Annotated in this window: 9 protein-coding genes; 5 read left to right on the forward strand and 4 right to left on the reverse strand. The window is 49.1% G+C overall.

The window, feature by feature from the left end:
- Nucleotides 1–148: 148 nt before the first annotated feature.
- The gene (locus RZ35_RS00285; RefSeq protein WP_455709667.1) at nt 149–559 is read right to left on the reverse strand and encodes a MerR family transcriptional regulator; all 411 of its coding nucleotides are present in this window, start codon (nt 557–559) and stop codon (nt 149–151) included.
- Between the two features lie 30 nt (nt 560–589).
- Here RZ35_RS00285 and RZ35_RS00290 point away from each other — a divergent pair, with 30 nt between their 5' ends.
- Nucleotides 590–1,480 (forward strand): alpha/beta fold hydrolase, encoded by an 891-nt coding sequence (locus RZ35_RS00290; protein WP_026741503.1) that lies wholly within the window; start codon nt 590–592, stop codon nt 1,478–1,480.
- Nucleotides 1,481–1,813: 333 nt separating this feature from the next.
- On the opposite strand, the gene RZ35_RS00295 is transcribed toward RZ35_RS00290, so the two are convergent.
- The 3 genes from RZ35_RS00295 to RZ35_RS00300 form a co-directional block, all read right to left on the reverse strand.
- Entirely contained in the window at nt 1,814–2,935 is a 1,122-nt protein-coding gene (locus RZ35_RS00295) for an NADH:flavin oxidoreductase (RefSeq protein WP_026741504.1), read from the reverse strand.
- A gap of 293 nt (nt 2,936–3,228) precedes the next feature.
- On the reverse strand, nt 3,229–3,417 hold the full coding sequence (locus tag RZ35_RS16995; RefSeq protein ID WP_071999716.1) for a YjfB family protein: 189 nt from the start codon (nt 3,415–3,417) through the stop codon (nt 3,229–3,231).
- 523 nt (nt 3,418–3,940) lie between these two features.
- A complete protein-coding gene (locus tag RZ35_RS00300; RefSeq protein ID WP_026741505.1) occupies nt 3,941–4,798 on the reverse strand; it encodes an Ig-like domain-containing protein in 858 nt (285 codons plus the stop codon).
- Between the two features lie 1,610 nt (nt 4,799–6,408).
- Between RZ35_RS00300 and RZ35_RS00305 the strand changes: the two genes are divergently transcribed.
- From RZ35_RS00305 to RZ35_RS00315, 4 genes are all read left to right on the forward strand, one after another.
- Complete coding sequence (locus RZ35_RS00305) at nt 6,409–9,630, forward strand: Ig-like domain-containing protein (protein ID WP_455709668.1); 3,222 nt, start codon at nt 6,409–6,411, stop codon at nt 9,628–9,630.
- Nucleotides 9,631–9,797: 167 nt separating this feature from the next.
- Nucleotides 9,798–10,712 carry a hypothetical protein gene (locus tag RZ35_RS00310; protein WP_051625416.1) on the forward strand — a complete coding sequence of 305 codons (915 nt, stop codon included), beginning with the start codon at nt 9,798–9,800 and terminating at the stop codon, nt 10,710–10,712.
- A 517-nt stretch (nt 10,713–11,229) separates the two neighbouring features.
- Nucleotides 11,230–11,787, forward strand: coding sequence for a hypothetical protein (locus RZ35_RS17875; protein WP_139171486.1), 558 nt, complete (start codon nt 11,230–11,232; stop codon nt 11,785–11,787).
- Nucleotides 11,788–12,029: 242 nt separating this feature from the next.
- Nucleotides 12,030–13,094 carry a hypothetical protein gene (locus RZ35_RS00315; RefSeq protein WP_026741506.1) on the forward strand — a complete coding sequence of 355 codons (1,065 nt, stop codon included), beginning with the start codon at nt 12,030–12,032 and terminating at the stop codon, nt 13,092–13,094.
- Nucleotides 13,095–13,151: the final 57 nt, after the last annotated feature.

Raw genomic sequence — 13,151 nt, forward strand, 5'->3', positions numbered from 1 at the left:
GCGGTCACCTGTTTATCTATTGGGGGTACCTTGTCTGACCGGCGAAACCGGAATCCATAGGATGTTGACCTCATAGTAACCATAAATAAAGACGAACTGAACGGGCATTTCAGGGGCAGTTTATGATGCTTATGACTCTGCATGATGATTAATTTGCTTTTCGTCCGGTCAACGCTTTCAGAAGACGTTCGCGTTGTGTTTCCAGTGAACACAGATGTTTATCAACTTCATCGAGATGCTTTCGCAGAACATCATGGGTTTCAGGGCAAAACTCCCTATTCTCTTCTCTACGCATACAGGCAGGGAACGTCTCAATCTCGGCAAGCGTGAACCCTGCAAGTATCAGCCGGCGAATCTGGCAGATCTGTGCAACCGACTGCTCACTAAAGTAACGGTAGCCGTTGTCTCCCCGCACTGAGGNGACGAGCCCCTTTTTATCGTAATGGCGAATTGCCCTCACGCTGACGCCTGTCCGTACTGAAACCTCACCGATTGATAAAGACATACCTACCCCCGTGAATTTTCGCTTGACCCTGACATTAATGTCAGGGTTCAGCATAGCCTGAAATCTCTGTTTGAGGACTCTATCATGCTGCTATTTCGCTCTCTCCGCACACGGTTGTGCTTACTGTTGATATTCTTTCTGCCCCTGACCGTTGCAGCAAAAAACTACTTCTTGACCGCACCGGATGGGACCCGGCTGGCGGTACAAGAATCAGGTGACCCCCAGGGGACGCCCATTATTTTTATTCACGGGCTGCTGGGAAGCCATCTGAATTGGGAGAAGCAGGTGCAGGATGTGCAGCTCAATCACTTAAGGCTCATCACCTATGACCTTAGGGGGCACGGGATTTCTGGTAAACCTGAGCAGGAATCATCGTATCAAAACGGCAAGCGCTGGGCGGAAGATCTTGCCACGGTGATAGAAGGCAGTCATGCCGCAAAGCCATTGCTCGTTGGGTGGTCTCTTGGTGGTGCTGTCATTACCCATTATCTGGCTGCCTACGGTGACGGCAATATCAGGGGAGCAATGTACGTCGATGGCGTGGTTGAATTAGTTCCCGAACAAATTCCAGCTCACCCTGCCGTTTATCGTGATATGACGTCCGGCGATTTAAGAACTCACCTTGATGGCGAGCGCCGCTTTGTCCAGCTGTGTTTTCACCAACAGCCGGATATTCGTACGTTTGAGCGTCTAATTGCGAGCGCCGCGATGGCCTCATGGTCAATGCAGCGAGCCGTACAGGGCATGAATATTCCGCTTGTTCAGGGGCTCGGTTCTGCCCGCGTTCCGCTGCTGTTTGTTTATGGCAAGCATGATGTTTTGGTCAACCCGCAGGCTGCGCTGTCGAGAGCCCAAAAGGTGAATCCGCGCATTCGGTCACTGATATTTGCTGATTCGGGACATGCGCCGTTTATTGAAGAGCCACGGCGCTTTAACCAGGAACTGGCCAAGTTTGTTGAAGCCACGCATCACTAGTTCGTCAGCACGATGCTCATAACCAAAAAGGTCCTGTCCATGAAAACTGAAAAAGTCTCATCGTTTTTGTTCCGGCACTGCTTAGCGCGCTCACGGTGATTATTCCGGACCTACCGGGCTACGGTAACCAATGGTTTTATTTATCGGTCAAGATAGTGGTGCAACCATCTGCATTATGAAGAAAAACCGTGAGGAAAACTTTAGCGTGGGTAACGTATGAGTTCGCCCCAAAATAAACGGCCAGCAGGACGCTGACCGCAGGGGAAGGGCGTTGGCGATGAATGCCCTGGACAGAGAGGAGCCGACATCACAACTGACGCTGTCAGTTGAAGTTTAAACCAGCGTCTTCAACGCATCGGCGGTGAAATCTTCCAATGCATCCTGCTGACCCGTTCTGATCTTGGCAGCCCAATTCGGGTCGCTCAGCAAAGCGCGGCCGACGGCAATCAAATCAAACTCGTCGCGTTCCATACGTGCAATCAGGTTGTCGAGGTTATCAGGTTTGGCGCTTTCACCGGCAAACGCGCCCATGAAGTCGCTCGACAGGCCGACGGAACCCACGCTGATCGTCGCAGCTCCGGTCAGTTTCTTCGCCCAACCGGCAAAGTTTAATCCCTTCTCTCCGTCGATTTCTGGAAACTCGGGTTGCCAGAACCGGCGCTGTGAGCAGTGAAGGATATCGACACCGGCGTCCACCAACGGAACCAGCCAGTCAGCCATTTCCTCAGGCGTTGGCGCGAGACGCGCCGCATAGTCCTGCTGCTTCCATTGACTGACACGCAGAATCAGCGGGAAGTCTGGCCCGACAGCTTTACGCATGGCCTGAACGATCTCGGCCGCAAAACGGGAGCGCTGTTTTAGCGTTGCGCCGCCGTAGCTGTCTGTGCGCAGGTTGGTGCCCGCCCAGAAAAACTGATCGATCAGATAGCCATGCGCGCCGTGGATTTCCGCGACATCAAAGCCCAGACGCTTGGCGTCGGCCGCGGCCTGACCGAAAGCGGTGATGGTATCGGCGATATCTTCCTCGCTCATCGCCACACCGCGCGGTTGGTCGGGGGCAACCAATGCAGAAGGACTTTCCACCTCGGCATCCGGCGTCCAGTCCGTCAACAAGCTGACGGTTGATCCCGTGTGCCACAGCTGCGGCCCCATTTTCCCGCCCACGGCGTGGACATCGTCGATGACGCGTTTCCAGCCTGCCAAGGCTTTCTCACCGTGGAAGAAGGGGATTTGAGGGTCATTGCGTGAGGCAGGTCGGTTGATGACCGTGCCTTCAGAGAGGATCAGACCCACATCACCTTTGGCGCGGCGCTGATAATAAGCGGCGATTTTCTCGTCCGGAACGCCATTAACGGCAAATGAACGCGTCATTGGCGCCATCACGATGCGGTTTTTGAGTGCGAGATTCTTCAAATGGAAAGGCTGAAACAGGACGTCGACTTTGGATGAGGCCATAGTATCTCTCCGGTGAGTTTAGCGCAGTTCATAGTATATTATGTATACAGCTCGTCAATCAGGTACCTCAATGGCCTCAGGTATTTTGATGGAAACTTTAATGCTGAAACTAGCGGTAGGCTATGCGCCACCCCAAGCCACCATCGCCTGCTGCTCGCTTCAACCCGGGACTCTCTGTCGCAGGTTGAGGCCGCGGCGACTCACCGACTATCAATCAAGTTTACCTAAGAACAAATCAGCGATTGATTGGCAAAGCACCGGCATTTATTGAACGCAGCCGCTCACAACGCGACTTAGGCAGTGGTGTTGATATTTCGCCCCACCGCCGGATTAGCCGGCAACGATGGGATTGATTCGAGAAGATTGGCTGCGGTTGACTCTTGATTATCCGATGTCTTTTTCAGTAGGGTGGTGCTCACCCGACGACTGAGTTCTTGGTTATCAACGCGGGTAGCTAGCGAGGCAATTTGCGATACATCCATATTGTTCTCCCGATCAATATAAGAAAAAAGAACGGACCACGACGTCGACCCATGCGCAAAATATCATCGGCAACCAAGTCATTAACTCCAGAAACGAATTTCGGTAGAGGCGTTTCCCATTCACCTGATCATCAGGAGTCTTTACTCTATCGATAAACTGTCCATTATCATGAAAACGCAAACCGATACATGTGGAAGCACAGTTGGGCTGCCTAACCCTACTGATTGTTTAATAACAAGCGTGTATCGCTAAAGAGCGATAGAGGATGAACGGCATCGTTGAACAATGAGTCTTGGGGATTGTCGACCTCATGATGTAACGCACCGTCGGCTCATTGAAAATGGGGTGACCGAATACACAGGTCTCAGGATTACGTGTAAGTCTAGCCAGCGAGGTCCGTTGTCTGTCGTCATGACAATGACCGGGCCATGTGGCTGAGGAAATGCCAAGGCGTTCATCGTTGGGGTAACCGCCAATTTTCATGGCGGTTACCCCCATTAGTCATTGTTGGTCAGTTGTACATTAGTCTCCGTCTGGCAGGACTTTACTAAGCACTTGTTTAGACGCGTAACTGCATGAACCAAGACCAATGACTTTTTTCTGGCCATCGGTCATATCAACAGTACTCCCCGACAAGATGCTGTGGAAAGCGTAATAATAATAAGCCCCCGATGCTTTTCCCCAGCCGAACGTAGTCATATCACCCCACTCACCATATATCGCGATATATTCAGCACTGGTTGGCATCGCTTTATTTAATCCGGCATGAACATTATCTAGATAAAGATTACAAGCGATATCATATTCGCCGCTGCCTGATGCATTGCTGAATTTGATTTGAATCACGTCGGATATTGGCGTGCCTTTTATCGAAACATGCCCTAAACCATTGACATTTTTCACTTGCACATTCACGTCATCACATGTCCAGATGGTGGACGGCGACGGTTCGCTGATTTCAATATAAAACGTTGCGCCTATGAACAGATGATGGGGGCCACCAATCTCGAAATTTTTATTGTTGTCGTTATAAATTCGTGTAACCTCGAGCGTCGGAAGGGGTCCCGGAGTCGGTGTGCTAGCCTTAAAAGAAGAGGTCGTGATGCTGTAAACTGATGCATCGTCTGCCATTATAGCCATTACTGAAATAGTTTCTTCCACGGTGTCTGTATATTCTACGGAGGCTTGTCCCAAAGCGTTGGTTGTCACCTTAATGATTTGAGTTCCATCAGAAAAAATCGCGTTTCCGCTTACTAATCTGAATTCAACCGCTTTCCCGCTGACATATTGACCATCGTTCATCAGTATGGCTGTTGCGGTGTTTGTATCGGACCCGTTGGCTGATGCCGTAGAGGTGGCTGTCAAAATCAGGGTATACATAAATATTTCCTCGTTTGAAATGTTATGAGTCAAATTGAATTCCCCCCGTTTATGCAGGAGAGCTAAGGTGTTTCTGTTACATAAATCCAGCAGTCATGAACTTGTGACCGCCTGTTACTTAGGAAGCAAAAACATGAAACCATTAAGGTGCGGCATGTTCAGAGCAATATTCTTTTGTGTACAATATCCGGCGCAGAAATAAAGCAGTAGGTAATATGTAGCCAATACTAGTCGATTACACCGTGAATATTGTTTAGGGGGTTATCAATCATTAGTTATAGCTCAATATTACGAAATAGAAAATATCTCAACTAGGGTGGACTGCTGTCTTCTGTTTTTACTCCGCTTGGATAAACCTATATAACTCTAGGATGACGAGACTTATTTGTACAGGGTAAGATATCAACTAACACAGCCTTAAATTAAAACCTGTTTAATGCGAAGTGAAAATTTGTTTCTATAGGTAAAAAGTATTATGGAATCCGAGGTTTCCAAAATTTAATCACTGTGACGGGAATGTCTAGCCTATAAAGTAAGTAGCTAAAACGATCAACAGAAATTTTCGTACCTAATTCACATTTTTACGTTAAGTTTAATCAGGTTCCTACCGGGTGTTCAGTTTTCAAATTAAATATTGCCTAAACGAATTGTGTAAAACATTCGTGTCTCCTGCGTTAAATTCTTTGTGTAAATAGGGGTTTTAATCACCCTTGTGATAGTTCTGTGAGTGCTTTTTATTGATTAAGGTCATGATTTTTAGAACCTTTAATGCAACCTCTTTTCAGGCTCATGGTTTAAGTCCTATTTAATTCAGTCGGAAGTGATGATGCTCAATCCAATAGTCTCAACCGATCATTATTGCCGAATAAAATAAAGTAAATATACTTCCCCCGCAGAAACCTGGCGTAGAGGAAGAGAAGCGAGAAATGAATACATTATCGAAGATAAAATATCAGATAATCTTTATATCTGAAGAAAAAAAGGNATGGAAAACCGTCAAGGATTATGGTTCTATTACCGCTCAGGCGTTCTTTTTACTCTCCGATTATATGTGGTGCCATGCACTGCAATAGTGATATATCGCTCTTAACCCAAAAAATTAATTTTTTCTGAAGAGCGAGGGAGGATGATATAAAGTGACTTCTGAGCAGGTGAAATATCTAATTAATATTACTTAATGCGACAATGGCGAGTCAAAGAAAATTCAGCACCAGGCTGTATTTAAATTGATGACGTCCGACAACGCTGCGATAAAAGAGATCGAGGTAGTCTTCTGCGTAATGGTTGCGTGGAATTATTCTACTTTGGTTATTCCGTTGGGAGGACCTGGTTAGCAAATTCTAAAATATATGATTTTGTTAACGGGCTATGGGTTCCTCTCTGATACTTGCAACAATGCTGTAAGTGATACGATGAAATCTTTGAAAAAAATTATAGTTTGGTCTCAGATTGTACTTCAGGCATTCCTGCCTGTTATACCCGTTGTTATTTCTCAGTCCGCTGCGGCTGAACCCCGCTCGCCTTTCTCCGTCGATCGCCATACCGATGAACCGTCTTCTGTACAAGATGATTCCCTGCCATATTCGGACATCATGACTCAGGGCGCAGGTATGTTGTCTTCAGGGTATGCATCGGATTCCGCACGATCTCTAATCGTAGGGAAGGCGTCTGCAGGGCTACAACAGTGGCTGAACGGCTTCGGTACGGCCCGTGTCCAGCTCAACATGGATCGCCACGGGAGCTGGAGTCACAGCAGCGGCGATCTGCTGGTTCCATTTTATGACAATGGGCATGCCCTTTTATTTGCGCAGGGCGGGATCCGCAAACCATCGGACCGTCTCACAACTAACCTGGGTTGGGGCGTACGTACTTTCTGGCAAAATGGCTGGATGTATGGTGGCAACGTTTTCTTAGATAACGACCTTACCGGGCATAACCGGCGAGTGGGTTTTGGCGGAGAAGCCTGGCGTGATTACCTTAGGCTGTCGGCCAATACCTATATTGGGACTACAGACTGGCACACCTCACGCGATTTTGACGGTACTTGGCAGGAGAAACCCGCCGACGGATACGATATCCGGGCCGAAGGGTGGTTGCCGGCTTATCCTCAACTGGGGGGCAAACTGGTGTGGGAGCAGTATTATGGCGACCAGGTGGCACTCTTTAATAAAGATCACTTACAGCACAACCCGAACGCAATCACTGCAGGCGTTGAATACACCCCGATTCCTTTAGTTACACTGGGCACCGACCATCGTCAGGGAAAAGGCGTCCATGACACGCAGGTTACCTTAGACGTGAGCTGGAACTTCGGTCACGACTGGCGGTGGCAGATTGATCCGGCGAATGTGCAGGTCATGCGCACCCTGGCTGCCAGCCGCTATGACTTGGTGAATCGTAACAACGAGATTGTGTTGCAGTATCGTAAAAATCCGGCGCAGGACGTAGCGCACCTTTTGCTTACGCAAATCACGGATAATAGCCCGGCGGATGGAACCACCCGAAATGTGTTACAGGTGCTGGCGACAAACCGCAGCGGGCAGCCGGTGCGCAACGCGCCAATCAACTGGCTCGCACCTTCCACTGACGGCAGCGTTAGCCTGATGTCGGCATCGTCCGTCACGGATAACAACGGACTGGCTGCGGTGACGCTGACCAGCACGAAAGCACAGACGGTGCCGGTAACGGTGCAAAGTAGCGGTATTAGCGCTTCACAAAATAGTCACTTCGTGGCGATATCGGTCAGCAAAATCGAACTAACCGTGACGCAGGACAACGCTGTGGCGGATGGCAGCAGTACGGACACAGTCGTGGCCNCGTTGACGGATAGNAACGGCAAGCCGGCAACAGGACAAGACATTACCTGGACCCTGCCTGGCGGCGTCACGATGAAGGAAAACGCTTCTTCATCAGACAGCAGTGGTAAGGCTACGGTGCACCTGTCGTCCACGACCGCTGGCAGCGCCTCCATCAGTGCCACGTCAGGCAGCCAGGCGGCAGAGGCGACGGTGCATTTCACCGGGAATAACGCCACCGCGAAAATCGGTATCCTGAGTGTCACCTCGGACGGCAGCCCGGCAGATGGGAAAACGACGAACGTAGCTCAGGTCACGGTGACGGATGCAAACGACAATGCGCTTGCAGGTCAGACCATTTCATGGTCAGCAGATAAATCTACAGTTGTCTTTGGTCAGTCTGCGGTCACCGACAGCAGCGGGAAAACGACGGTGTCTTATACCGATACCATTGCCGAGTCTCTGACTTTGACGGCGACCCTGTCTAATGGTGGCAGCGCTACGGCACCGAGCCTGTTTGTCTCCGACAAGGACAGCGCCCGGTTGAAAGACCTGACTGTGACCACCGGGGCTAAGGCATCGGGTAGCGACACCAATACCGCCACGGTGACGGTCACGGATTCGAACGGCAACCCCCTAACAAATATGCCCGTCATGTTCAGTGTCAGCGGTAGCGCGAGGTTGAGTAGCGCGGCGGTCAACACTGACAGTAATGGGCAGGCGCAGGTCACACTGACCGATACGGTGGTCGAAACGGTGCAGGTGACGGCAAAACTTTCTACCGGCAGCAGTCAGACGAAAGACAGCAGTTTTGTGGCCGATCTGGACAGCGCAGTGCTGGCGGTGACCGCCACAACCGGGGCTTTGGCTAATGGCAGCGCAACCAATACGGCGACGGTGACGCTGAAGGACAGCAACGGCAATTCCCTTTCCGGTCAAAGTGTCACGCTGAGTACAAACGGCGGCGCAGTCCTTTCTTCCTCTGCGGGGACGACGGACAGCAATGGCCAGGTCGTAGTCACGTTGACCGACGCTACAGCGGAGACCGTCACTGTCACCGCCGCGCTCAGTAACGGGAAAACGGCCACGGCACAGACGACATTTATCATCTTTAGCGTCACCGCGCTGTCGGCCAGCGACACGAGTCTGAAAGCAGATGGTAGTGCTTCGTCTACCCTGACCGCCACGGTTACAGACAGCAACGGCGCAGTGATAGCGAATACGCCAGTGACGTTCAGCGTGACGGGTAGCGCAACACTTAGTGCCGAGGCAGTCATCACTAACAGCAGCGGGCAGGCACAGGTCACCCTGACCGATACGGTAGGTGAAGAGGTGACGGTCACGGCTCAGGCGAGAGAGAACAGCCGTGATACAGGTAAAACGCAGAGCGTTACCTTTGTGGCCTCATCAATCACGGGCGTCTCGCCTTACGGTACGACGTACGTCTTTACGACGGGGCAAGGCTTCCCACAAACGGGCTTTGCCAACGCGCAGATGTATTTCTATATTGATAACGCCAGGAATGACCAGATCAATTATACCTGGAGCAGTGACCGGTCTTGGGTAACGGTGGACAATAATGGCGTTGCGACCATGAAAGCTTCTACGACATCTGCAGACAGTGGTGATGATTCGCCGGCGGAGTCGGAGCGTCAGGTGACCATCACCGCTACGCCTAAATCTGGGGGGACGCCGCTGACCTATACCTTCACTTTGCTGAAATGGTACAGAGTCTCTGACCGTGCTGCTGTGGAAAGGAATGGTTCTAACTATGCGAGTTCTGCCTGCAGGGCCTTCGGATCATCCCCTACTATAGAGTCTGAAGCAGACCTGACGGATGGTGCGGTATCAGTGGTGGGCAAGTTGTTTGGTGAATGGCGTGATAGTTCGTCACTGACACACTACCAGTTCTACTGGGACGCAGAGACAACCACGACATGGCGTGCGAAGCAAGATATTGCCTTCATCTACTCCACGGGAGTTCCCGGGACGTCACCTCAACCGGGTGCAAGTTACGTCATGTGTAGGGTTAACTGATCATCATGCTTATCAAGCCGTCAAGAGAAATCTTGGCGGCTGGCCGGTTGGCTTAATCAGTGCAATCCCTGTTTTTGTAACAAGGGAGCATCTTCCGACTAAAGTTTGCCTACACTCGAGTACCTGCTTATGAACCAATAATATTAATCTCTTGAATAAGGTATCCCATGAAAGAAGTCTATTTTGATGGAATGCATGGTATTGGGGACAATATCATGCAGCGCTGTTTCATAAAGCAATTGGCTCAAAGGAATCATGAGATTTGGTTAAAAACTCCTGTGCCGGAAATTTATCAGGGGATCAGTAACCTGCATTTTGTTAAGGCAGACACCCCCCTACGTACGCAAAAAAAAAATGAGAATAAGACGAAGGTTCGCTTTGAACCTGTCCCGCCCGGGATAGATTGTCAGCGTATTTTTTATGGTGATGTCGACATGCAACAGGGCACCATTTTCACTACGATGGAGCGCCAGTTTGGTATACCCCCGGCAGATCTTGATTTACCTCACTATGCGTTGCCTGATATTGGGATCCCCACAAATAAACCGCTCGCGGTTATCCGTCCAACGACCGTACGCACAGAATGGTTTAACGCCAGTCGTGGCCCTCTTAATGAATACGTCGACAGCGTCGCCAGAATTCTGGCTGACAAAGGCTGGCATGTCGTCAGTATTGCTGATAATGAACCGGGTCTAGAGTGGATCCCTGACGTTGAACCCTTCGCCCATCAAAAATTACATCATGGTGAGCTAACAATCACCCAGATGCTAGCGCTTGTCGAGCAGGCAGATATGGTGGTGTGTGGCGTTGGGGTGGTGATGCTGGCCGCTCTGGCTTATAGACGTCCAATGATTGGTCTGCAGGGAGGTTGCGGAGGAAGTAACCATCATTCAAAAGTGACTGACCGCAGTTGCATGGATTTATCCCAGGCCATTTTCATCTACCCGGATAACTACTGCCGTTGCCAACTGATGAAGCACAAATGTAATAAGTTCATCAGTAACTTACCATCTAAGGTAACGCCGTTTATTGAACGTATGACGGCGGCATACCAAAGGGAGCGTTCGTGTGAAATGATTTAATGATGAACTGAATTCCGATTGGGTCTGCTCCCTGGACTGAGTATAGGTGGATGGCGTCTCTCGGTGTTATCAGGAAATCATAGTGGAGGTAGGCGTTGGCATAGGCAAGTTTGTGGCGTCCCGACCTGAAACGCTCGGTCATGACGTAAATCCGTTTGCCGGCTGTTTATCCGATGGCTCTGGACTAAACTGGACACAGGCTGCCTTCTAGCGCTTCCTCTCTGGAATCCGTTCAAACAAATCGACCACTCAGATATTGCCGTGCAGCACCCTGATCAATGGGTGTTTGATTCAGAACCGGTATTTGAGAGTCCCAAATCGAGGCTTTATTCACGGCATGACCGACGGGATAAACACTCCTGGTACCGAGCGCACTAATCTGGTTCATTGGTTTTAGATTAGGGTTCGACTGTGCCGAATATTATCATTAAGAGCGAATCTGGTCGGGAGGGGATAAGCAGCTATGCTTTCAGCCGTCGTTCTATTTAGCCGGGAAACTTAACGTGGAGCGAAACGTATGACAGCCAATGCCATTGCGGTGTGTGCGTCAGGGCCATCGTTGTGCAAGGCCGATGTTCAGCGCCTGTGCGACCATGAAATACCTGTCATAACGATAAATTCCAGCTGGGCAATCTATCCGGAATGTCAATATATTTTTGCAGGTGATGAGGCGTGGTGGAATGATAATTATGATCTTATTACTTCCCCCGCTCAAAAATGGACGTGTAGTGAATCCGCAGCACAGAAATATAAAATACATTATTTCGATAAAGAAACGGAAGAAGCATTAAACACGGGAATAGTGGCGATTCTTTTCGCCATAAGTTTAGGGGTTGAGAACATTATTCTTCTGGGTTACGACTGCTCTTTAGAAAAAGGTGTTCACTGGCATGGAAAACATCCTCGACTAAACAATCCTACCAGCTACAGTGTTCGCCGCTGGAAAACTGAATTTGAATCGTATTCAATAGATATACGACGGAGGGTTAATATTGTGAACTGCAGTCATGAATCACGCTTGTCCTGTTTTCCTAAAGCCAGTTTAGAAGAGACACTGAGAAGAGTAAAACGATGATGCGTATATATCTCGTTGATGTATCGCACATGGTTTTAGGTTAGATTATTACCACGATAATTGTCACGATATAACTCATTAAAAAAAAGATCATTGCTCATAAAAAATAATATCCTACATTAAGTTATTCTTTAAATATAAGCTTAAATATTTAACGAGGCCTAAATATGTCACTGGACATATCAAATAGGCAGAACATATTTCAGAAAGTAAATCATTAATCAGAAAAGAGAGGTTATGCTATGGCTAATTCAATTCTACTAACTTCAGATGTTCCTGTTGTTGCTCCTGGTACGACACTGAACCTCACTGCGAAAGTATTTAACAGTGAAACTGGCGTAGGCGCGCAGGGTATGACGGTCAAATGGACTATTATAGGTCCGGAACATACCACTGCGACGCTCGGGAGCGCCACTAGCCTCACTTCAGCAACGGGATTTGCTTCAAATACGCTCGATTGCGAAATAAAAGGGGGCGTTATTGTCCAAGCTTCCGTGGATGACGCTGACAAAGATACAAAAAGCCTGCAAGTCGGCTTTTATTCCGATGATTTATCGGCTCCTATCGTTCCGCAGGCTAAAAATGGGATACTGACCGAAAAAGAGGTTAACGGCACAGTACAGGCAATGGTTTTGCGTCATACCGATGACCCTGTTGCGGGGGACCTGTATAACTTCTATTGGGGAAAGAATGCAATTTCCCGCTTCGATGATGGTACCAGCGACACTTTCCCTTGGATCATCAACATCAAAAACGACTTTTCGGCAACGGAAGTACTATCCGATGGAGATTACACGGTTTACTACACCATAACCGACTTGGCGCAGAACATTACCTATTCACAGCCTCTGGCGATTACCGTCACCGGCGGGACCTATATCAATCCGCTATATGATGCTCCAGAGTTCTCCGACATCTCTAATAACACCATCAACTATGACGATGTAGATCCAGAAACTGGCGTCACTGCGTACGTAATCCTTCCCCAGAGTTCGGACGATGCCGTCATTTATGCGAACAATATCATTACCCTCTACATGAGAGTGTTCGACAAAAACTATAAAACAGAAATTATCCCATCTAAAGCCATCTCGACCCATACCGTCACTGACGATGAAATCAGTGATAAAAAGATTCCTTTAGAAATACCGAAAGATGCAATTATGGACAGCAAAGATACCTTTGATGACGTCCGTGGACAGTTCTGGTACACCGTGACAGGAACGGGTTCTGTTGCCGTAGCGGGATCATCTTTCACGAAAACAGTGATTATTGATACGGTTCCGCCACATCTGCCTAAGGCTTAAACCCGGTTCCAGGGGTGGGGCAGTCCCATCTCTGGATTTTACCGACCTCATTGAAGG

It is taken from the genome of Lonsdalea quercina subsp. quercina, assembly GCF_000688655.1.
GTDB classification, from domain to species: Bacteria; Pseudomonadota; Gammaproteobacteria; order Enterobacterales; family Enterobacteriaceae; genus Lonsdalea; species Lonsdalea quercina.

Excerpts from the sequence above, each read along its gene's own strand:
- RZ35_RS00290 (WP_026741503.1), top strand. The coding sequence starts at position 590 with ATGCTGCTATTTCGCTCTCTCCGCACACGGTTGTGCTTACTGTTGATA.
- RZ35_RS16995 (WP_071999716.1), bottom strand. The coding sequence starts at position 3,417 with ATGGATGTATCGCAAATTGCCTCGCTAGCTACCCGCGTTGATAACCAA.
- RZ35_RS00300 (WP_026741505.1), bottom strand. The coding sequence starts at position 4,798 with ATGTATACCCTGATTTTGACAGCCACCTCTACGGCATCAGCCAACGGG.
- RZ35_RS17875 (WP_139171486.1), top strand. The coding sequence starts at position 11,230 with ATGACAGCCAATGCCATTGCGGTGTGTGCGTCAGGGCCATCGTTGTGC.
- RZ35_RS00310 (WP_051625416.1), top strand. The coding sequence starts at position 9,798 with ATGAAAGAAGTCTATTTTGATGGAATGCATGGTATTGGGGACAATATC.
- RZ35_RS00315 (WP_026741506.1), top strand. The coding sequence starts at position 12,030 with ATGGCTAATTCAATTCTACTAACTTCAGATGTTCCTGTTGTTGCTCCT.
- RZ35_RS00295 (WP_026741504.1), bottom strand. The coding sequence starts at position 2,935 with ATGGCCTCATCCAAAGTCGACGTCCTGTTTCAGCCTTTCCATTTGAAG.